This window comes from Novosphingobium profundi (assembly GCF_020524485.1).
Classification (GTDB): Bacteria; Pseudomonadota; Alphaproteobacteria; order Sphingomonadales; family Sphingomonadaceae; genus Novosphingobium; species Novosphingobium profundi_A.
The window spans coordinates 528,279-549,533 of the sequence record NZ_JAIVLF010000005.1 but is presented as its reverse complement, the minus strand read 5'-3'; the positions used below and the strand labels follow the sequence as shown (position 1 = coordinate 549,533).

Here is a 21,255-nt window from a genome sequence, read left to right as displayed (position 1 = left end):
GAAAATATCTTCTTAGTCCGAAACGAACCCGCCGCGCGGATCGTCGGCATCGAGGTCCGAGAACTTCGTGATGCGCGCCTCGAACTTCAGGCGCACGCGGCCCGTGGAACCGTGACGCTGTTTGGCGACGATCAGTTCGGCAAGACCTGTGACCTGCTCCATGCGCTGGCGCCAGGCCTCCCACTTGTCGACTACGTCTGGCGGATCGCCTTCGGCGGGGAACTTGGGTTCGGTCGCGTTGACGTAGTAGTCTTCGCGGAAGACGAACCAGACCATGTCGGCGTCCTGCTCGATCGAGCCGGATTCGCGAAGGTCGGAGAGCATCGGCTTCTTGTCCTCGCGGCTTTCCACCGCGCGGCTGAGCTGGGAAAGCGCGATCACGGGCACTTCCAGTTCCTTCGCCAGCGTCTTCAAACCACGCGAAATTTCCGAAATTTCGTTCACGCGGTTGTCGTTGGCGCGGCCCGAGCCGGAGAGCAGCTGCAGGTAGTCGATGATGATGAGGCCGATGTTGTAGCGGCGCTTCAAGCGGCGCGCGCGGGTGCGCAGCGCGGCAATCGAGAGGCCCGGCGTATCGTCGATGTAGAGCGGCAGCTCGGCGAGGCGCTGGCTGGCAAAGGAGAGCTGTTGGAAGTCCTCGCGGCTGATCTTGCCCATGCGCAGCGCTTCGGAGCTGATGCCCGACTGTTCGGCGAGGATACGCGTGGCCAGCTGGTCGGCGCTCATTTCGAGGCTGAAGAAGGCGGTCGGTGCGCCGACCGAGCGCTTGTGCTCGATCCCCAGCGCCATGTCGTCGACATAGCGCTGCGCGGTGTTGAACGCGATATTGGTGACGAGCGAGGTCTTGCCCATGCCGGGACGCCCGGCCAGGATGATCAAGTCGGAATCGTGAAGGCCACCGATCTTGGAGTTGACCGATTCCAGACCGGTCGTCTTGCCCGAGATGTTGCCGCCCGAATTGAACGCCTTCTCGATGTTGAAGATCGCGGTGTGGGTGGCCTGCGCGAAGCTCTTGGCCTCGTTGGCCGACGCAGCGCCTTCGGCCACCTTGTAGAGCGCGGCTTCGGCCTGTTCGATCTGCTGCTGCGGCTCGACCGCCTCGGAGGTGTCCATCGCTCCTTCGACGAGGGTGCGGCCCACCGTAATCAGTTCGCGCAGGAGCGCCAGGTCGTAGATCTGGTCGGCCAGCTCGCGCGGGGCGAGGAGGCCCTGTCCGTCGGCGGTGAGGCGCGCGAGGTAGGAGACGCCGCCCAGCGCCTTGAGCTGCTCGTCGGCCTCGAAATAAGGGCGCAGCGTGACCGGGGTGACCACCGCCTTGCGGTCGAGCAGGGTGACGATGCGCTCGAAGATGCGGGCGTGGACCGGCTCGAAGAAGTGCTGGGGGCCGAGCTGGGTCTGGAGTTCCTCCAGCACGCGGTTGTCGATCAGCAGCGCGCCCAGGAACGCGGCTTCGGCTTCCACGTTCGAGGGAAGGGCGCGCGCGCCCTGCGTGTCGTCGCTCGAGACTTCGGCGAGTTTGAGAACGTCCTGCTGTGCCATAAGCCTTCCCCAATGCGCCCGCGCGCGCCAGCGGGCAAGGGGGCGAGGCACAGGCGACGGCGAATTTTTTCCCCAGCTTGTGGATGGGGCGTGGCAAGGGCACCAAAGGTCAGGGTTGCCCGGTCCTGCTGCAAGCGCGTAAGGCCAGAGGAATCATGGCGGACCCGCGCATCTCTCATATCGAACTCGACGATACCACGATCCTGTGGCGCAATGCCGATATCGAGCAGGAGCGCCGGATCGCGATCTTCGACCTGATCGAGGACAACCTCTTCAAGCCGCTGCGCGCCTACGAGGGCGGGCACGAGGGCCCCTACCACCTGCATCTTTCGGTACGCGACGGGCGGCTCTCGATGCAGGTCTCCGACGAGAAGGGCACCGAGCTGGAAACGCTGGTGCTGGGCCTGGCGCGCTTTCGCCGCCCCATCCGTGAATACTTCGCGATCTGCGAGAGCTACTACCAGGCGATTCGCAAGGCCACCGCGCAGGAGATCGAGACCATCGACATGGCCCGGCGCGGCATTCACAACGACGCCGCCGAACTGCTGATCGAGCGTCTCGACGGCAAGGTCGAGACCGACCATCCCACCGCGCGGCGTCTGTTCACGCTGATCTGCGTGCTCCATATCCGTGGTTGACGATTGTTAACGATCGAAGACCATACTTCACTCTTACACTGCACGCGCTGACGACAGGGCCCGGGACGCAATCAAGGCATGACATCGCGAAGGAAGAAGGCGGCCGCACGGCTGCGCTGGCTGGTGCGCTTCGTCGTGGTGCTGGCGGTGCTGGGCCTGGGCGGGGCAGGCTGGGCCTGGTACCGGGCGCATAGCTGGCTGCCCGACCGGGCGCTCTACCCCACGCAAGGGGTGGAAATCGGCGCGCGCGACGGCGTGGTCAGCTGGAAGTCGCTGAAGGCCATCGGCGCGGACTTTGCCTATATCGATGCGAGCGCGGGCGTGGACGAGCGTGATCCGCGTTTCGTCGCCAATTTCGAGGCCGCGCGCGGCGCCGGGATGCAGGTGGGGGCGGTCCACCGCTACGATCCGTGCCAACCGGCTGAAAAGCAGGCCGCCAACTTCGTCACCACGGTCCCGCGCGAGGGGGATCTGCTGCCCCCTGCGGTGGAGCTCGACACGCTGGCCGATGGCTGCGCGGGCAAGGTCTCCGACGCGCGGGTCGAAAGCGAGCTGATGACCTTCCTCAACCAGGTCGAGACGCATACCGGCAAGCCCACGATCCTCAAGGTCACGCAAGCTTTCCAGGCGCGCTATGCGATCGCGCGCAAGCTCGACCGCAACCTGTGGCTGGTGCGCGACCGCTTCGCGCCGTCCTATGCGGGGCGCGACTGGATGCTGTGGACCGCCAACAGCGCGCTTTCGACACAGATTGCCCCGGGCGATCTGCGCTGGCTCGTGATAAGGCCCGCCTCATGACGACAACGCCCGATTCCTTTTCCGAAGCCCAGCGCGATGCGCTGATGGCGAAGGCGCGCGAGGCCGCGCACAGCGCCTATGCGCCCTATTCGAAGTTTCATGTCGGGGCCGCGCTCCTGATGGGCGATGGCGCGGTGGTGACCGGCGCCAATGTCGAGAACGCGAGCTACGGTCTCTCGCTCTGCGCCGAGACGGTGGCGGTTGCCAAGATCCTGTCCCAGCCCGGAGACGCCGGGCAGCTTGTTGCGGTCGCGGTGACGGGCGGAGCGCCGGGGCATCCGGGCGAGGGCATGGTGGTGACGCCGTGTGGTCGCTGCCGTCAGATGCTGAACGAGGTGGCGCAGCTGGGCGGTACCGACCCGGTGGTGTGGAGCGATGGCGCGGAGGGCGTGCTGGAAGAGCCGCTCTCGGTGCTGATCCCGCACGCGTTCGGTCCGGCCAACCTTGCGTAAGGGCAGCCAGTAAAGAAGGTTTTCAAGGGGCCATCGCCCCTTGACCCCAAAACTGTCTACCTCACCTCTCGCGCGCCACCGTGGCTGAGAACGGTGCGGTCGACAGTTCCGGGAGCCCGAGGGCGATGGCCCTCGGATTCTCTCTTCTTCCTGCTCTATCTTCAGCCTGCGTCGCGCTCTTCAAGCCATTCAAGCAGCGCGCCCAGGCAATCCTGGCCCAGCTGCATCGAGCGTTCCGGGCTCCAGGCCTGGCGCGGATCGGCGGCCGGGTCATGGTCCTTGAAGGGCATTTCCAGCGTCATCGAGACCGCACCGAAGCGTTCGGCGACCTGGTTGGTCGACATCGCGAGGTTGCCCTTGCCCGCAGGCGCGGTGGGGTAGCCCAGCTTGCGCTGGAAATCGGGCGTGCGGCGGTCGAGCAGTTCGCCAAAGCGATCGTACCCGGCCTTCTGCGCGGGCGTCAGCGAGGGAATGCCCTCGAAACCGGCGAGGAAGACGGCCGGAATCGCCTCATCACCGTGGACGTCCATCGCAAAGTCGACCCCGGTCGCGTCCATCGCGTTGCGGATGGCGAGGACCTCGGGCGATTTTTCAGGGGTCGGCTCGGCCCATTCGCGGTTGAGGTTGGTGCCCACCGCGTTGGTGCGCAGGTGCCCGCGGCGCGAGCCGTCCGGGTTGCAGTTGGGCACGATGTGGAAGCTGGCGCGGCGGCGCAGTTCGCGGCCTACCGAGTTGGCGGGATCGGTGAGGAGGTCAAGCGCGCCTTCCATCCACCATTCGGCCATCGATTCGCCCGGATGCTGGCGGGCGTAGAGCCACACGCTGACAGGGCCGGTACCCATCTCGAGGCAATCGAGCGGCTGGCCGTCGAGCGTGGTGCCCAGCGTGCGCAGGGTGACGCCCTCGCACTGCGCGGCGTCGGCGATAAGATCGTGGTGGCGCTCCATCGAATAGGGCGCGAAGTAGGCGAACCAGGCGAGATCGGAGCTGGGCGTATAGCGGATCGTCAGGCTGCCGCCTTCATCGCCCTCGGCAAAGGTGCTCGGCGTGCGCGTCCACAGCGCGCGGTCCTCGGAGACGCAGGCGTTGTAGCCGGGCCAGCCCATCGGGTAGGCCGAGCCATTGAGGCCGGTGATCTTGAGCGTCAGTTCGCGGCCCGCCGCGCCCGACACGCGAAAGTGGAACCACTGGGCGAACTCGCTCATGTGGTCGCGCTGGATGGCGAGGCGTGCGCTGGCGCCCTCGATCGAGAGCACCTCGATGTTGCCCGCGTCGAAGTCGGCGTGGATCTGGATGTCGGTCATTCTGGTCTTTTCTGTCATTTCACGAGGATGGTTTCGCCCGATTCGCCGGGGAAACCTTCAAGTAGGGCGCGCGCGAGCGCCTGGGCGTTCGCGTCGGGCGCGGCAAGGTCGGACTTGGTCGAGACGATCCGGTGGGCGCGGCCCTCCCACTGGCGCGCACCCGAGGCGGCGTCATCGATGGTGAGGAAGAGCCGGGTCTCGATCTGCTCGCCGGGACGCGGCGTGAGGTCAAGGCCGATGCCAAGGCCTACCCCCGACCCGTAGCCGCCGGTCCCCGCGCTGCCCCCCACCGAAACCGGCGAGCGGCCCGAGGAGGGACGGAAACGGACCTGTTCGATCCGCAGGCGCGCGAGGCTCTGCGCGGTGCTCGCGCCCGCGGAGGCGGGAAGGACGCGGTAGCCCGCGCGTGTCAGCTCGGCGGCAATGGCCGCGCGGTAGGGGGCAAGCTCCAGGCTGCTGGCATCGCTCGTCACGAGCTCGAGGCGCAAGGCCCCGCGCGGGGTGCCGGGCGCTGCGGGCAGGCGGTGGAAACGGGTGACCTCGACAGGGCCTGCCACCGGGGTGGTCGTGCAGGCAGCAAGGCTTGCCAGCGCGCCGCCTGCGGTGAGCGCAAGCAGGGGAAAGGGCAGCCTTGGCATTGCGGATCTCCCGGACATGGCCGATCTCCCATCGGGGAGGGCGCGTGGATCGTTCGGGCACCGCGTGGTGCGCCGATGTCCCTGATGTGGGCGTCCGGGCGCCGGGATGCAAGCGCGCTACTTGGCGGGAAGGGCGCCGTTTTGGGGATCGGGCAGGACCTCGGGCGCCTCGGGGATGCCGATCTCGGTGACAGGCACAGTGACGGGCTCGCCATCGGGGAAGCGGTCGAGCAGGGCATCGGCAAGCCGCGTCGCGATGGCGGCCTCGCTCCAGTCCTCATCGCCTTCGTAGGTGGCCATCTCGGCGTTGCCTTCCCACAGCACCTTGCCCTCGGCCCGGTCGCGGATGGTGAGCTCAAGCCGGGTCGAGACAAGCGCGGTGCGCGGCTTGGACATGTCGACATTGACCGAGAGGCCATAGGCGGTGCCCAGCGTGCCGACCGAGACGGCGGCGGCGCCGCTGACGGGCTTGTGGTCCATCTCGGCGGGGACGAGCACGCGCTGGCGAATCGTGAGTGCGGCGACCTGCGTGTCAGGGCCGGTGGTGTTGAGCGTGTCGTAGCCCGCGTTGACCAGCGAGTTGACCACGGCGGCCTCGAAGCGGGCGCGCTCGGAAGGATCGACCCAGTCCCCCTCGGGGCCATTGTCCTGCGCGGTGGTGATGACCTTGATCGGGCCATGGCCCAGCGTATCGGCCAGGGTGTCGGCGCGCACGAATCGGCTGACCTGGACGCGGCCATCGCGCGGGTCCTTTTCGCGGTGGCTGGAGCGCGGGGCCATTGGTGCGATCGGCCCGCTCCAGCCCGGCCCGCGCCAGCCACCATAGCCCCCGTATCCGCCCCATCCGCCGTAGCGCGAACCCCAGCCCGGCTGGGCGAGGGCGGGGGAGATCAGGAGGGCGCTGGCCAGCGAAACCGTCAGCACCCGTCCGGCGGCGCGGCGCACCGGGCCAGCGATGGACCGGCGATTCGGCGAAAGATCAGGGTAGGCCACGTGCGTCTTTTCCTTGGGGCTGGCGTGTCGGGCGCGATCTGGGTAGGGGAGCGGACCCGCGAAGGCCATAGCATCTGCGTGCGTTGCTGGCAGATGAATGGCCCCGTTTTGCCGTTGCTGGCGCGGCGCGATGCTTGACTCTGTGCGCGCCAACCAGTAACGGGCCGACTTCAAATTTCCGGCGGTCGGTAACCGCCTGACCAACCTGGACGAGACAAGACATGAAGATTCGCAACAGCCTCAAGTCGCTCAAGGGCCGTCACCGCGATAACCGCGTGATCCGTCGCCGTGGCCGCACCTACGTCATCAACAAGACGCAGCCCAAGTTCAAGGCGCGCCAGGGCTGATCTGATTCGCCTGTCCCCGCGGCCTGTCGGCGGCGGGGAGACTTACGGCGGTCGGTCTGTGCACTGATGACATGAGACCCCCGCCATGTGCGGGGGTTTTGCCGTGTCTGGAATAGATGCCGTTGTTTTCGACGTGGGCCGCGTGCTTGTCCAATGGGACATGCGCCGCCTGTTTGCCCAGCTCATCGACGATCCGCAGGAGCTGGATTGGTTCTGCACGACGGTCGTCACCGAGAAATGGCACCATCAGCATGACGAGGGCCGCGAGCTTGCCGAGCTCGTCGCCGAGCGCAAGGCCGCGTTCCCCGGCCACGATCACCTGATCGACGCCTACGCCACGCGCTTCCTCGAGACGATCCCCGGCAATGTCCCGGGCTCGCACGAGATCGTGCGCGAGCTGGCGGCCTCGGGCATGCCGCTGTTCGCGATAACCAACTTCGCCTCGCCCTTCTGGCGCGAATACCGCGCGCAGGAGCCGCTCTTCGACCTGTTCGGGGAGATCGTCGTCTCGGGCGATGAGAAGATTGCAAAGCCCGACCGTCGCATCTTTGATCTCGCCGCGCAGCGCTTTGGCCACGCCCCTCCCGCGATGCTCTTCATTGATGACAACGCGGCCAATATCGAAGCGGCGGCCGCGCTCGGCTGGAACGTCCATCACTTCCAGGATGCGCCCACGCTGCGCGCCGACCTTGCGTCCCGGGGGCTGCTCGCCTGAGCGCACGGACTTGAGCGTAAAAAGCCTTTGCTTTTCGCTGGAACACATCTCTCCTGTCTGCCTTAACCCTTCTGCAGGGTGTGAAACTTTTATTTCGCACCTGCAGCGGGGGGTCCTTGGCAAGTCCCGTTCTATGTTGCATCACGTGGACAAACGGGAGTCACGATGTCGACGACGAACGCACCGAAGTTTGACGAAATGCTCAACGAGGACGGAACTGTTCGTTCCGCCTATGCCGATTTTCGCAATTGGTACGACGCGCAGGACAAGTCCTGGTTGAAACGACAGGACGGGGAAGCCGAACGTTTCTTCCGCCGCATCGGAATTACTTTCAATGTCTATGGGGAATCGGACGCCGAAGAGCGTCTCATCCCCTTCGACATGATCCCCCGGATCATCACCGCAAAGGAATGGCGCAAGCTCACCAAGGGGATCGAGCAGCGCGTGCGCGCGATCAACGCCTTCCTCCAGGACCTCTACCACCGCCAGGAAATCATCCGCTCGGGGCGCCTCCCGATCAGCGCCTTGCGCAACAACGAGGCGTTCCTCTCGCAGATGATCGGCTTCACCCCGCCAGGCGGAGTCTACACCCATATCGTGGGCATCGACCTCGTGCGCACGGGGCCCGATGAATTCATGGTGCTGGAGGACAACGCGCGCACGCCGTCCGGCGTCTCCTACATGCTGGAGAACCGCGAGACGATGATGGCGATGTTCCCGGACCTGTTCACGCAGATCCCGGTGCGCCCCGTCTCGGACTACCCGCGCCGCCTCGCGCGTTCGCTGCGCGCCTGTGCGCCCGCGGCCTACAACGCCGCTGGGGGCAAGCGCCCGGTCGTCGCGGTGCTGACGCCGGGCATCTACAATTCGGCCTATTTCGAGCACGCCTTCCTCGCCGACCAGATGGGCGCGGAACTGGTGGAGGGCAGTGACCTTCGCATCATGAACGGGCGCGTCGCGATGCGCACGACGACCGGCTACAAGGCGATCGACGTCATCTACCGGCGTGTCGATGACGACTATCTCGACCCGCTCACCTTCAACGCGGATTCGGTGCTGGGCGTGGCGGGCATCATGGACGTCTACCGTTCGGGCGGCGTCACCATTGCCAACGCGCCGGGCACAGGGATCGCCGATGACAAGGCGATCTACAGCTACATGCCCGAGATCGTGGAATTCTACACAGGCGAAAAGCCGATCCTCAACAACGTGCCGACCTGGCGCTGTTCGGAGGAAGATTCGCTGGCCTACGTGCTCGACAACCTGAAGGACCTGGTGGTCAAGGAAGTGCACGGTTCGGGCGGCTACGGCATGCTGATCGGGCCCACCTCCTCGAAGAAGGAGCTGGCCGCCTTTGAGCAGAAGCTGCGCGCCAAGCCCGAAAACTACATCGCCCAGCCCACGCTTTCGCTCTCGACGGTGCCGATCTTCACGCGCGAGGGGCTGGCGCCGCGCCACGTGGACCTCAGGCCCTTCGTGCTGGTCTCGCCCGACGGGATCGACATCACGCCCGGCGGCCTCACCCGCGTCGCGCTCAAGAAAGGATCGCTGGTGGTCAATTCCTCGCAGGGCGGTGGCACCAAGGACAGCTGGGTGCTGGAGGACTGATGCTCGGACGTGCTGCCAACGGCGTTTACTGGATGGCCCGCTACCTGGAGCGGGCGGAGAACACCGCGCGCCTGATCGACGTGGGCTTCCACCTCGCGCTCACCGGATCGAGCAAGGATTCGCAGCACGACGAGTGGCGCTCGGTGCTGACTACGGCCGGCCTGATCGAGGATTATGAGGCCCTCTATTCCGATTTCTCCGGCCCGCAGGTGTTCAACTACATCCTGCGCGATCCGGAAAATCCGGGATCGGTCCTCAAGATGCTCGAATACGCGCGGACCAACGCGCGGGTCGTGCGCACCAGCATCACCAACGCGGTGTGGGAAGCCACGAACGAGGGCTGGATGACGCTCAAGGACATGCTCGCGCGCCCCGTGCGTGAGACGAACCTGGGCGAAGTGCTCACCGCGATCCGCCGCACCGGCACGCTCGTGCGCGGCGCGCTTGAAGGCACCATGCTGCGCAACGAGGTCTATAACTTCGCGCGCATCGGCACTTTCATCGAGCGCGCGGACAACACCGCGCGCATTCTCGATGTGAAGTACTACGTGCTGCTACCCTCCAACGCCTGGGTCGGCTCGAACCTCGACAACCAGCAGTGGGACACGCTGCTGCGCTCGGTCGCGGGCAACCGGGCGTTCTCCTGGCTCAACGCGGGCTCGATGGACCCGCGCGAGATCGCCCGCTTCCTGATCCTCGACGGCCAGTTCCCGCGCAGCCTGGTGTTCTGCGCCGAGAAGATCCGCAGCAATCTGGCTGGCCTTGCCAAGGAGTACGGCGGGGAGACTTCCGCGCACGAACTCCTGCGCGACAAGCTCTCGCGGCTGCACCAGATCGATGTCGAGGAGATCTTCGACCAGGGCCTGCACGAATTTCTGCAGGACTTCATCACCCGCACCAACGAGGTCGGCGCCGTCATCGCGGCCGACTACCGCTTCACAGAGTAAGGGGCCTTCGTGCTGCTGACCGTTTCCCATACGACCCGCTATGTCTTTGAAGACCCCGTTTCGCATGGATTGCAGCGCCTGCGCCTGAAACCCAAGTCCACCCACGGGCAGGACGTGCTCGACTGGAAGATGGAGCTGACCGGCGCGAAGGTCGAGGCCGAGTACGACGACCAGCACAACAACCACACCGCGCTCGTCTCGCTCGAGGCGGGCGCGCAGGAAGTCATCGTGACCTGCAAGGGCTCGGTGCAGACCTCGATCAGCGACGGGGTGACGGGCATGCATTCGGGGCACATGCCGCTGTGGTGCTTCCTGCGCCCGACCGGCCTGACCCGCGCGGGCAACAAGGTGCGCCAGCTCGTTGCCTCGGTCGAGGCGGACCGCGAGGACACGCTCGGCTTTCTCCACGCGCTCTCCTACGCGGTGGGCGAGGCGGTCGAGTACCTGCCGGGCGAGACCGACACGTCGACCACCGCCGAACAGGTGCTCACCGCGGGCAAGGGCGTGTGCCAGGACCATGCCCACGTCTTCATCAGCGCCGGGCGCCTGCTCGACATTCCGATGCGCTACGTGGGCGGCTATCTCAAGATGGACGACCGCGACGAGCAGGAGGCCGGGCACGGCTGGGCCGAGGCGTACGTACAGGGCCTGGGCTGGGTCGGCTTTGACATCTCGAACAAGGTCTGCCCGGATGAGCGGTACATTCGCGTAGCCACGGGTTGCGACTATGGCGAGGCCGCGCCGGTTACAGGTATTTCCCATGGCGGCGGCGCGACGAGCCTTGATGTCCATTTGTCGGTGGCCGAGAAGCTGCTAGGAGGTCAGCAGCAGCAGCAATCCGGCGACGGGTCGCAGCAGCAGCAGCAGACGGGAAGCGGTTCGGCCTGACGTGACGGCCGGTCTGTCCCGGCTGTTCAGGTTACGGGACGTGAGACGTTCGGGGCAGGGCTCCGGCGCTCCTCAGAAAAGTTTGCAGGAACAAGAGCTTCCATGACGTACTGCGTTGGCATGATGCTGGAGCGTGGCCTCGTGTGCATGAGCGACACGCGGACCAATTCGGGGGTCGATAACATCTCGACCTTCCGCAAGATGAACCACTGGGAAGTGCCCGGTGAGCGAATCATCACGATCATGACGGCAGGCAACCTCGCCACCACGCAGGCCGTGATCAGCCAGCTGGAAGAGCGCAACAAGGCCCCCTCGGACCGGCACAATTCGCTGCTCGAGGCCGAGACGATGTTCCAGGTCGCAACGATCGTGGGCAACCTCCTTCACGAGACGATCGCCAGCCGGGTCGAGGACAATGGCCAGCGCGCGGCGGCGGGCACTTTCAGCGCGACGATCATCGTGGCGGGCCAGATCGCAGGGATGGAGCCGCGCCTGTTCATGATCTACCCGGAAGGCAACTTCATCGAGGCGAGTTTCGACACCCCTTTCTTCCAGATCGGGGAGACCAAGTACGGCCGTCCCATCCTCCTGCGCGGCTACGAGCCCGACATGAGTTTCGAGGCGGCGGTGAAGCTGATGACCGTGTCCTTCGATTCCACGCTCAAGGCCAATCTCTCGGTGGGCCTCCCGCTCGATCTTCTCGTGATCGAGCGCGACCGCTTTACCCCGCTCCACGAGCGGCGGATCGAGGCGGGCGACCCCTATCTGCAGTCGGTCTCGGACGGCTGGGGCGAGGCGCTGCGCCAGGCACTGGAAGCGCTCCCTGATTACCGCATGGACGGCGATGAGGGCGGTCTTTCGGCCTGATCCGTCGCCTGGAGAAACACCTCCATTCCCGAGTTAGTTGGCGCTGCTAACTCGCCTTTCTGCATGGTACCCCAAGCCTTCGACTCCCCCACAAGAATGGAGCGGATCATGGGCCTTGGAGTGTTCAGAAAAGGTGGCCGCGGACCTGCGCAGAGCAGCTCAGCGGCGCGCATGCGCGACGTGCGCACCGAAGGGAAGGGCTACTTCCTCGCGGGCAAGGGGCAGTACACGCACGAGGTGGTGCGGCTGGCCCGGGGCCATTCGGCGCTGGCCTGGGGGGCAGAGGCACCCACGGCCGTGGCGGGGATCGTCACGCATGGGACCAGTCAGGCAAAAGTGCTCGGGCGCGATTTTCTCGCCCGGCTGGTCGAGACCGCGCCCAATGGCTTTGCCTGCAACCGCATCGCCGTCCACATCGCGGGCGAAGGCATCGGCTACCTGCCGCCCAGCCTTTCGTCGATCTACGCCGAATGGGCCGAAGACTGGCGCCTGACCCAGACCTTGATCCTGTGCAAGGCGCGCGTTCTCATCAAACCGGGCAAGGGACCCCGGCGGCGCCCCTGCGCGCAAGTCATGCTCGACATCGCGCGCCCCTTCGAAATCCGCGCCTTCGGGAGCTGAGGGGCGGGGCAGCGTCGCCGCGCCCTAGCGGCAATAGCTCCCACCCGTCGCCTCCAGGTGGAAGTGGTTGGCATGCGCGGCGTTGTAATCGGGACCCAGCACCATGCCGAACCGCTTGCAGGCGCTCTCGTGGACGACGCGCAGGAAGCGCTTTTCCGCGCCGGATCCCTGTTCCCAGTCGTCCAGGACCGAAATCCGCCGTCCATCGGCAAGGACAAAGGCCGAGACGTCGATGGCGTTGGCCGTCGCGTGTCCTGAACGCTTGGCGGTCCCGGCCACGTTTCGGCAGTTGTAGCTGCCGAACGTCTCGATCCGCGCGATGCGGCTGCCCAGGATCTGCTCGGCCGCCCGGTCGACGCCAAAGCGCGCCCATCCGGCAAACCCGGTCGCCACCGTGCAGGTCACCGGGCCCAGGTTGGTGAGGCCAAGCGAGGCGGTGTCGCTGGCAAGGCTGGACAGGCGCACCGTGTTCACGGTCGAACAGCCCTTGCCGAAGTACTTGTCGTCGAGCGGCTGGAAGGCGGCGTGCTGCGCGCTCAGTTCGCTCAGACACTGGCCAAAGGCGGGGCTGGGGCGGCTGTAGGCGTGCGAAGGCCGCGAGGACTGGGACGGCCGCGCGCTCTCGCGCTGCGAGGCAGGCGGCTGCGGGCTGCCGATGCAGGCGCCGAGCAGGCCCAGGAGGGGCAGGATCAGCAGGTTTCTGCGCATGGGATGAGGGTATCACACCTGCGTGGTTAACGTGAGGTTGCTTCCTCAACCCGTGGAGATCGCTGGTGTTCCAAGGAGATGAGTGCGCGGAGCTGGCTAGCCTGCGGAAAAAGCAGGAAGATCACTTCCGAGGGCCATTGCCCTCGGGCTCCCCAAACTGTCCACCTCAGCTTTGTCGCGCCGCCATGGCCGAGACTGGTGAGGTCGCCGATTCCGGGGCCAAGGGGCGATGGCCCCTTGAAAAACAACTTCTTTCTCACCGCGATTGGACTTTCCCTCGGCAACTTCCCCGACGGAAAAGCAGCCTTCCGGGGCGCGGAATATCCGACCATCGTGCAATTGCCCCGATTGGCAGCGGGAATCGTTTGACATGATCGGGCAACGCTTTAGATGCGGCTTCGGGCCACGCGGTCCCAACGCCGCGCGTGCTCTCTGTGAGGAGAGTCTTAAATGACTGATATTACGGTTCCGGCGCGCAAGCCTGCGCGTCCGCATTTCTCGTCGGGTCCCTGCGCCAAGGCACCCACCTTTGCTCCCGAAAAGCTGGCCACCGAATCGCTGGGTCGTTCGCACCGCGCGAAGATCGGCAAGTCGCGCCTTCAGTACTGCATCGACCTGATGCGCGAAGTGCTGCAGCTGCCCGACACCCACCGCATCGGTATTGTCCCCGGTTCCGACACCGGCGCCTTCGAGATGGCCATGTGGACCATGCTCGGCGCCAAGCCGGTCACCACGCTCGCCTGGGAAAGCTTCGGCGAAGGCTGGGTGACGGACGCGGCCAAGCAGCTCAAGCTCGACCCCACCGTGATCCGCGCCGACTACGGCCAGATCCCCGACCTGACCCAGGTGGATTGGAGCAACGACGTGCTCTTCACCTGGAACGGCACCACTTCGGGCGTGCGCGTTCCGAGCGCGGACTTCATTCCCGCCGACCGTGAAGGCCTGGCCTTCGCCGACGCGACCTCGGGCGTCTTCGCCTACGACATCGACTGGTCCAAGATCGACGTTGCCACCTTCTCCTGGCAGAAGGTCCTGGGCGGCGAAGGCGGCCATGGCGTCCTGATCCTCGGCCCCCGTGCGGTCGAGCGTCTGGAAACCTACACCCCCGATCGCCCGCTCCCCAAGATCTTCCGCCTCACCAAGGGCGGTAAGCTGATCGAGGGCATCTTCAAGGGCGAGACGATCAACACTCCTTCGATGCTGGCCGTCGAAGACGCGATCTTCGCGCTGGAGTGGGCCAAGGACCTGGGCGGCCTCGAAGGCCTCAAGGCCCGTTCGGACGCCAATGCGGCAGCCCTCGACAAGATCGTGGCCGACCGCGACTGGCTCGGCCACCTGGCCGCCGATCCGGCGACCCGTTCGAAGACCTCGGTCTGCCTCACCGTCGAAGGCGCGGACACCGACTTCATCAAGAAGTTCGCCGCGGCTCTGGAGAAGGAAGGCGCGGCCTTCGATCTCGCCGGCTACCGCGATGCGCCCGCAGGCCTTCGCATCTGGTGCGGCGCCACGGTCAACACCCAGGACATCGAGGATCTCGGTCCCTGGCTTGACTGGGCCTACGCCACCGTCAAGGCCGCTGCCTGATTTTGTCGCTGTGTCCCGGCCATCGCGCCGGGGCCGGTTCTCCCGCAGGTCTGGCAATGTGCCGCCTGTGTTCCCCGCCAGCTGTCCATGTGTGGACGCGCGGGACGACGACAAGGAATTTGTAAAATGACCAAGCCCAAGGTTCTCATTTCCGACAAGATGGACCCCAACGCCGCGCGCATCTTCGAAGAGCGCGGCTGCGACGTGGACGTCATCACCGGCGAAACGCCCGAGCAGCTGATCGCCCGCATCGGCGAATACGATGGTCTTGCCATCCGTTCGTCGACCAAGGTCACCAAGGAAATCCTTGATGCGGCAACCAACCTCAAGGTCATCGGCCGCGCCGGCATTGGCGTCGACAACGTCGACATCCCCTATGCCTCGGGCAAGGGCGTGGTTGTCATGAACACCCCGTTCGGCAACTCGATCACCACCGCCGAGCACGCCATCGCCATGATGTTCGCGCTGGCTCGCCAGATCCCGGAAGCCAACGCGCAGACCAAGGAAGGCAAGTGGCCGAAGAACGCCTTCATGGGCGTCGAAGTCACCGGCAAGACGCTTGGCCTCATCGGCGCGGGCAACATCGGTTCGATCGTGGCCAGCCGTGCGCTCGGCCTCAAGATGAAGGTCGTCGCCTACGATCCGTTCCTCACCCCTGAGCGCGCCGTGGAAATGGGCGTGGAGAAGGCGGATCTCGACACCGTCCTGGGCAAGGCCGACTTCATCACGCTGCACACGCCGCTGACCGAGCAGACCCGCAACATCCTCTCGGAAGACAACCTTGCCAAGACCAAGAAGGGCGTGCGCATCGTCAACTGCGCGCGTGGCGGTCTGATCGACGAGAACGCGCTCAAGAAGATGCTCGACAGCGGCCACGTGGCCGGTGCCGCGCTCGACGTGTTCCAGACCGAGCCGGCCAAGGACTCGCCGCTGTTCGAGTGTGCGAACTTCATCTGCACCCCGCACCTGGGCGCCTCGACCACCGAAGCGCAGGTCAACGTCGCGCTGCAGGTGGCCGAGCAGCTCTCGGACTACCTCGTCAACGGCGGCGTCACCAACGCGCTCAATATGCCCTCGCTCTCGGCCGAGGAAGCGCCCAAGCTCAAGCCCTACATGAAGCTTGCCGAACAGCTCGGCAGCCTCGTCGGCCAGCTGACCCGCGATTCGGTCCCGCGCATCTCGATCCACACCGAAGGTGCGGCCGCCGAACTCAACATGCGCCCGATGGTCGCCGCGGTTCTCGCCGGGTTCCTGCGCGTCCAGTCGGACTCGGTCAACATGGTCAACGCCCCCTACCTCGCCAAGGAGCGCGGTCTGGAAGTGCGCGAAGTGAAGACCGAGCGCGAAGGCAACTACCACACGCTGATCCGCGTCTCGGTCAAGACCGAAGCCGGTGAGCGCTCGGTGGCGGGCACGCTGTTCAACAACCAGGACCCGCGCCTCATCGAACTGTTCGGCATCAGCGTCGAATCCGACCTGTCGGGCGACATGATGTACATCGTCAACGAAGACGCCCCGGGCTTCATCGGCCGCATCGGTACGCTGCTGGGCGAGAACGGCATCAACATCGGTACCTTCAACCTGGGTCGCCGCGAGACCGGCGGCGAAGCCGTGCTGATGCTCTCGGTCGACAGCGCAGTCCCCGAGGACGTGCTCAAGCAGGCCGAAGCCCTTCCGGGCGTGAAGCTGGTCAAGGCGCTTAAGTTCGCCTGATCCACGCCGCGGCCTCCGGGCCGCTGCCGATACGAACGATCATGGGGGCGGGCCTTCGGGCGCGCCCCTTTTTCGTGTCGAAGGGGTGGGGAACTTTGAAGAAGGTGGAAGCAAGACAAATGCGAGGGCCATCGCCCTCGCGCTCCCGGAATCGGAGAGCACAGCGCTTTACGCCATGGCCGCTTCTTCCCGCAGCCCGCAGTTCTGCATAACGTTCTTGCAGGGGTGTTATGGCTGTTAGGCGCCCTAATTGGCCGTTCAGGGCCTGAATTTACGTGCCTGTGAGCAGTCAGTCCGCTCTATGTATACAGGCTCGCCGCACTTATGCTCAGATTACTCCTTCAACAATCGCCTAATAGTATGCAGAAAAAGGCGAATCAGCGATCGCCGCTGTCCCGATTTTCAAGGTGTATGTCGAGGATGTGGTATCATTTTCTGCATCCTATTAAAGGTCAACTGCTACCCTGCGACTGATGTTTACGCAACAAAACCTTTGCAAACAACCAGAGCGCAACTCACGCGCTTACCAAATTACGGGTGGAAGCGAAAACCCCGGCGGCGAGGGAGGCTCTCCATTGGCTCCCTCATCGATCCAATTTCTGAATGTCATATCACCGCAATATCGAACAACAGTGGGCGTTTGCCCCGGTTGAAACGGACTCGGGATAACGCTCACTCTTACGGAATTGAACGAACTTCTGAGATTTTGATACCCTTGGCTACTGAAATACCTTGAGATCAACCCCAAGAGCTTGTCCTCTTTTGCCCCCAAAGTAATGGTTTGAAAATACCATCCATATAAATACATCTGTTTGGATAGATCGACCACGATGTTCATTAGATGGAATGGCTCCATCCCCAGAGCTCCGCACGCAGAAAGGGCGGCGTCGAATGTGAGGTTAGAATCTCCATTTTCAATTTTACTCCATGCACTTGGAGTAACGCCAAATGCTTGCGCAAACCTTCCTTGTTGAACTCCCCTCTCTAGTCGTGCTTCGCGAAAAACAAGCAGCGCGAGGGTCGAGTAACTTGACGTAAGGGACTCTTCCAAATTTCGAACTCCATTCACAGGAGGGCCAGCCGCTCCCGAATGAGACCATCCATATCCTAAAGTCGATGATTGTCAATAAATCTAGAAAATATCGATCTCAATGGGAAACAAGAATTCCATATTGGACATTTCTGCCCTTCGCAAAATGCGCCCAGCGGGTCCAGCGCGGGTCACCTTTGCAGGATTCTTCCTATCAAAGTGCTTTCATTGGGAAGCGCCCGAAGCCGGGCGATGGCACAACTTGGGGGGTCTCTGAGTCAAACCCGAAGGGGCCTCCCGATCACCCCGAAAATGAGGCATAATCCGGCATTGGCTTATGGCACCCGGATGCAATAGAGCGATCCTTCGGATCGCAAACGCGATCTGGTCCGTGGCGCATATCATCGCGGCGTGCATGTGAATGAGAGGACTCGCATGGCGCAATGGTGGTCGGATCACCTCATAATGCTTCGGGATGGCGCAGGGGTGTTGCGGTCAAGATTTGGGACCAAGGCGGGGTGCTTTAACCCGTCTGCTTCAAATTGTGTCCAGCGGTTGCAGTGTCGGTCTGCTGTCGGTGGTTGGTCGGCGGCCGACAGCGAGTGAGTGTCGGCTAACCCTCTAACTAAACTACGGAGCGGACAGTCGCCAACCGGCCCGACGATGACACTCCGGATAGGGCGCTTCGAATGCAACGGCCATCCTTCTTAGATTGAGGTGGAAAGGCAGAGCTGCGCTCGACAGTTTGGGGAGCCCGAGGGCGATGGCCCTCGGAACTCAACTTCTTCGCTCTTCTTCAGCCGCATTTTCTGACAAGGCACGCGAGAGGATGCCTGCAGCGCCTTGGCTTTGCGCGCGGTGAGATTGGATTTTCCTACACCGGGGCGCCTGCGGTATTCTCTCCGTTCGCTCTGCCGTGTTGGGGCGGTCGGACAGGAAAGGGATGTGTGGCGGTGCAATTCTGCAGGGATCGGACGGAGGGGCGGTTTGGCGCGGGGTGACAGGTGACACGATCTTCCCCTGGACAGTGTCAACTGTGTCAACCTGGGTGTCACCCTTGGGCCATTGAGGGCATGAAATCGGGGCGGAGGTGGCAAGATCGTGCGCGGGGGTGGCTCGCGGCTTGCTGAATCCGTCTTGCTGGCCCTATAGGCGCACCCGAACAAGGCCGCGCACCTCCCGCGCGCGGTTCGAAAGCGCCGGGTTGCCTGATCTGCCGTCCGGCCATTGGAGTTTGGAATCGTTCACATGCAGGATACCGACCGCGACCTGTTGCCCGAAGGGCTTGGAGACCGTCTGCCCGCGCAGGCCCGTGCCGCGCAGCATGTGCGCCGCGTGGGGCATGACGTTCTGGCCAGCCACGGCTACGCGCGCGTCGAGCCGCCGCTTCTCGAATTCGAGAAGTCGCTGGCGAGCCGCATGGCGGGTGTCCAGGCGCGCCGCATGTTCCGTTTCGTCGATCCCGCGTCGCTGCGCCTTCTTGCGCTGCGCTCGGACATCACCGCGCAGGTCGCGCGCATGGCCGCGACCAGCCTCGCCACCGCGCCGCGCCCGCTGCGCCTGTCCTATTCGGGCCCGGTCTCGACCATCAAGGGCGATGGCCTCGACCCCGCGCGCGAGCGTCTGCAGTTGGGCGCCGAGCTGGTCGGCACCGACACGGTCGCGGCGGCTGCCGAGATCGTGGAACTGGCCATCGAGACCCTGGCGAGCGCCGGGGCGACCGGGATCTCGGTCGACTTCACGCTGCCGGATCTTGTCGACACGCTGAGCGCCGGGCCGCTGCCGCTGGACGCCGCGCAGATCGAGAAGGTGCGCGAGATGCTCGATGCCAAGGATGCGGGCGGGCTCGTGGACGTGGGCGGCGAAGGCTATCTCCCGCTGCTCTACGCGGTCGGCCCGTTCGAGAGCGCCATCGCGCAGCTGGAGTCGTTCGAGGCGGGCGGCGCGCTCGACAGCCGCATCGAGGGCCTGCGCGCCATTGCCGCGCGCGTGGGTGGCAAGGCCCGCCTCACGCTCGACCCGTCCGAGCGCCATGGTTTCGAATATCAGTCCTGGTTCGGCTTCACGATCTATGCCGAGGGCATTTCGGGCAGCCTGGGCCGGGGCGGGACCTACCAGATTCTCGGCCAGGCGGGCGAGGAGCCCGAGGCCGCGACCGGCTTCTCGCTCTATCCCGACCCGCTGATCGGCGCGCTTGCCGCCACCTCGGACGAGCCGCAAAAGCTTTTCCTGCCGCTGGGTTACGATGTGCAGGTAGCCGCGCAGCAGCGCGCCGTGGGCTGGATCACGCTGGCCGCGCTGTCGGACAGCGACGATCCGCGTGCGCTGGGCTGCTCGCACGTTCTGGAAGGGCGTGAGGCGGTCGCGCTCTAAGGGACATTACGACCTCGCGGGCAATGCAATTCCCCGCGAGGCGGCCTTCATGGCAATTCTATTGCAGATGGGAGCGTCCAAACCTTGCCCTTGGCGCCACCTTCCCCTAGGGCGCGCCTCGGAACTTCAATTAGCAGTGAAAGCGTGAAGCGTTGGCAAACGTAACGGTGATCGGCGCCCAGTGGGGCGATGAGGGCAAGGGCAAGATCGTGGACTGGCTGGCCAGCCGGGCCGACGCGGTTGTCCGTTTCCAGGGCGGCCACAACGCCGGGCACACGCTCGTCGTGGGCGAGCAGGTCTACAAGCTGTCGCTGCTGCCTTCGGGCATCGTGACCGGCACGCTGTCGATCATCGGCAACGGTGTCGTGCTCGATCCCTGGCACCTCAAGTCCGAAGTCGAGAAGCTTCGTGGCCAGGGCGTGGAGATCAACGCGGACAACTTCGCGATCGCGGACAACTGCCCGCTGATCCTGCCGGTCCACCGCGAGCTCGACGGTCTGCGCGAAGCGGCGGCGGGTGCCGGCAAGATCGGCACTACGGGGCGCGGCATCGGCCCGGCTTACGAGGACAAGGTCGGTCGCCGCGCGATCCGCGTGTGCGATCTGGCCCACCTCGACGCGCTCGAGCCGCAGCTTGATCGCCTGTGCGCCCACCACGATGCGCTGCGCGCCGGCTTCGGCCAGCCGCCCATCGACCGCGAAGCGCTGCTCAAGGAACTGGCCGAGATCGCGCCGTTCGTGCTGCAGTTTGCAGGGCCGACCTGGCGCCGTCTGAACAAGGTCAAGAAGGCGGGCGCCCGCGTCCTCTTCGAAGGCGCGCAGGGCGTTCTGCTCGACGTTGACCACGGCACCTATCCCTTCGTCACCAGCTCGAACACGGTGTCGGGCACAGCGGCGAGCGGCTCGGGCCTTGGCCCTTCGGCCACCGGCTTCGTGCTGGGCATCGTCAAGGCCTACACCACGCGCGTGGGCTCGGGCCCGTTCCCGACCGAACTCGACGATGAAACCGGCCAGCGTCTTGGCGAACGTGGCCATGAATTCGGCACTGTCACCGGCCGCAAGCGCCGCTGCGGCTGGTTCGACGCGGTCCTGACCCGTCAGTCCTGCGCCATCTCGGGCGTGACCGGCATTGCGCTGACCAAGCTCGACGTTCTTGACGGCTTCGAGAAGGTCAAGATCTGCACCGGCTATCGCCTCAATGGCAAGGTCCTGGACTACTTCCCGAGCCACGCTGCGGACCAGGCCGCGGTCGAGCCGATCTACGAGGAAATGGACGGCTGGCAGGGCACGACGGCGGGCGCGCGTTCGTGGGCGGACCTTCCCGCGCAGGCGATCAAGTACATCCAGCGCGTGCAGGAACTGATCGAGACCCCGGTCGCGCTGGTCTCGACCAGCCCCGAGCGTGAAGACACGATCCTCGTGCGCGATCCCTTCGCGGACTGATCGCACACATAGCCTTTTTCCGCATACATGCGGACTGGCGGCCCGCTGAG

General features: G+C 64.9%; 21 protein-coding genes. 15 read left to right on the top strand and 6 right to left on the bottom strand.

Annotated elements, in window-relative coordinates:
• Positions 1–12 precede the first annotated feature (12 nt).
• A complete protein-coding gene (locus LC060_RS16355) occupies positions 13–1,539 on the bottom strand; it encodes a replicative DNA helicase (protein WP_226637400.1) in 1,527 nt (508 codons plus the stop codon).
• Between the two features lie 155 nt (positions 1,540–1,694).
• On the opposite strand from LC060_RS16355, the gene LC060_RS16350 reads away from it, so the two are divergent.
• From LC060_RS16350 to LC060_RS16340, 3 genes are all read left to right on the top strand, one after another.
• Positions 1,695–2,177 carry a UPF0262 family protein gene (locus LC060_RS16350; RefSeq protein ID WP_226637398.1) on the top strand — a complete coding sequence of 161 codons (483 nt, stop codon included), beginning with the start codon at positions 1,695–1,697 and terminating at the stop codon, positions 2,175–2,177.
• Between the two features lie 78 nt (positions 2,178–2,255).
• Positions 2,256–2,975 (top strand): glycoside hydrolase family 25 protein, encoded by a 720-nt coding sequence (locus LC060_RS16345; protein WP_226637396.1) that lies wholly within the window; start codon positions 2,256–2,258, stop codon positions 2,973–2,975.
• A complete protein-coding gene (locus LC060_RS16340; RefSeq protein WP_264191920.1) occupies positions 2,972–3,427 on the top strand; it encodes a cytidine deaminase in 456 nt (151 codons plus the stop codon). Before LC060_RS16345 ends, LC060_RS16340 begins: the two co-directional genes overlap by 4 nt.
• Positions 3,428–3,588: 161 nt before the next feature.
• On the opposite strand, the gene LC060_RS16335 is transcribed toward LC060_RS16340, so the two are convergent.
• From LC060_RS16335 to LC060_RS16325, 3 genes are all read right to left on the bottom strand, one after another.
• The gene (locus LC060_RS16335) at positions 3,589–4,731 is read right to left on the bottom strand and encodes a M14-type cytosolic carboxypeptidase (protein WP_226637392.1); all 1,143 of its coding nucleotides are present in this window, start codon (positions 4,729–4,731) and stop codon (positions 3,589–3,591) included.
• A gap of 14 nt (positions 4,732–4,745) precedes the next feature.
• Positions 4,746–5,369: a DUF4136 domain-containing protein gene (locus tag LC060_RS16330; RefSeq protein ID WP_226637390.1), complete on the bottom strand. Its 624-nt coding sequence runs from the start codon at positions 5,367–5,369 to the stop codon at positions 4,746–4,748.
• Between the two features lie 117 nt (positions 5,370–5,486).
• A complete protein-coding gene (locus tag LC060_RS16325) occupies positions 5,487–6,362 on the bottom strand; it encodes a DUF4136 domain-containing protein (RefSeq protein ID WP_226637388.1) in 876 nt (291 codons plus the stop codon).
• 221 nt (positions 6,363–6,583) lie between these two features.
• Here LC060_RS16325 and ykgO point away from each other — a divergent pair, with 221 nt between their 5' ends.
• From ykgO to LC060_RS16290, 7 genes are all read left to right on the top strand, one after another.
• Positions 6,584–6,709, top strand: coding sequence for a type B 50S ribosomal protein L36 (gene ykgO / locus LC060_RS16320; protein ID WP_226637386.1), 126 nt, complete (start codon positions 6,584–6,586; stop codon positions 6,707–6,709).
• 103 nt (positions 6,710–6,812) lie between these two features.
• Positions 6,813–7,424, top strand: coding sequence for an HAD-IA family hydrolase (locus tag LC060_RS16315; RefSeq protein ID WP_226637384.1), 612 nt, complete (start codon positions 6,813–6,815; stop codon positions 7,422–7,424).
• Between the two features lie 165 nt (positions 7,425–7,589).
• Positions 7,590–9,032, top strand: a complete 1,443-nt coding sequence (locus LC060_RS16310) for a circularly permuted type 2 ATP-grasp protein (protein ID WP_226637382.1) — start codon at positions 7,590–7,592, stop codon at positions 9,030–9,032.
• The gene (locus LC060_RS16305) at positions 9,032–9,979 is read left to right on the top strand and encodes an alpha-E domain-containing protein (RefSeq protein ID WP_226637380.1); all 948 of its coding nucleotides are present in this window, start codon (positions 9,032–9,034) and stop codon (positions 9,977–9,979) included. The genes LC060_RS16310 and LC060_RS16305 overlap by 1 nt, the downstream gene beginning before the upstream one ends.
• A 9-nt stretch (positions 9,980–9,988) precedes the next feature.
• Entirely contained in the window at positions 9,989–10,867 is an 879-nt protein-coding gene (locus tag LC060_RS16300) for a transglutaminase family protein (RefSeq protein WP_226637379.1), read from the top strand.
• A gap of 102 nt (positions 10,868–10,969) precedes the next feature.
• The gene (locus tag LC060_RS16295; protein ID WP_226637377.1) at positions 10,970–11,734 is read left to right on the top strand and encodes a proteasome-type protease; all 765 of its coding nucleotides are present in this window, start codon (positions 10,970–10,972) and stop codon (positions 11,732–11,734) included.
• 171 nt (positions 11,735–11,905) lie between these two features.
• Positions 11,906–12,355: a hypothetical protein gene (locus LC060_RS16290; RefSeq protein WP_226637375.1), complete on the top strand. Its 450-nt coding sequence runs from the start codon at positions 11,906–11,908 to the stop codon at positions 12,353–12,355.
• A 24-nt stretch (positions 12,356–12,379) separates the two neighbouring features.
• Here LC060_RS16290 and LC060_RS16285 read toward each other — a convergent pair whose 3' ends face one another.
• Positions 12,380–13,063, bottom strand: coding sequence for an extensin family protein (locus LC060_RS16285; protein ID WP_226637373.1), 684 nt, complete (start codon positions 13,061–13,063; stop codon positions 12,380–12,382).
• Positions 13,064–13,300: 237 nt separating this feature from the next.
• Here LC060_RS16285 and LC060_RS20960 point away from each other — a divergent pair, with 237 nt between their 5' ends.
• From LC060_RS20960 to serA, 3 genes are all read left to right on the top strand, one after another.
• Positions 13,301–13,432, top strand: a complete 132-nt coding sequence (locus LC060_RS20960; protein ID WP_264191919.1) for a hypothetical protein — start codon at positions 13,301–13,303, stop codon at positions 13,430–13,432.
• Positions 13,433–13,513: 81 nt separating this feature from the next.
• A complete protein-coding gene (locus LC060_RS16280) occupies positions 13,514–14,647 on the top strand; it encodes a phosphoserine transaminase (protein ID WP_226637371.1) in 1,134 nt (377 codons plus the stop codon).
• 126 nt (positions 14,648–14,773) lie between these two features.
• A complete protein-coding gene (gene serA / locus LC060_RS16275) occupies positions 14,774–16,360 on the top strand; it encodes a phosphoglycerate dehydrogenase (RefSeq protein ID WP_226637369.1) in 1,587 nt (528 codons plus the stop codon).
• Between the two features lie 523 nt (positions 16,361–16,883).
• Here serA and LC060_RS21150 read toward each other — a convergent pair.
• Positions 16,884–17,429 carry a helix-turn-helix domain-containing protein gene (locus tag LC060_RS21150; protein WP_226637367.1) on the bottom strand — a complete coding sequence of 182 codons (546 nt, stop codon included), beginning with the start codon at positions 17,427–17,429 and terminating at the stop codon, positions 16,884–16,886.
• A gap of 1,209 nt (positions 17,430–18,638) precedes the next feature.
• Here LC060_RS21150 and LC060_RS16265 point away from each other — a divergent pair.
• Positions 18,639–19,763, top strand: a complete 1,125-nt coding sequence (locus LC060_RS16265; protein ID WP_226637366.1) for an ATP phosphoribosyltransferase regulatory subunit — start codon at positions 18,639–18,641, stop codon at positions 19,761–19,763.
• Positions 19,764–19,915: 152 nt separating this feature from the next.
• Positions 19,916–21,205 carry an adenylosuccinate synthase gene (locus LC060_RS16260; protein WP_226637363.1) on the top strand — a complete coding sequence of 430 codons (1,290 nt, stop codon included), beginning with the start codon at positions 19,916–19,918 and terminating at the stop codon, positions 21,203–21,205.
• Positions 21,206–21,255 lie beyond the last annotated feature (50 nt).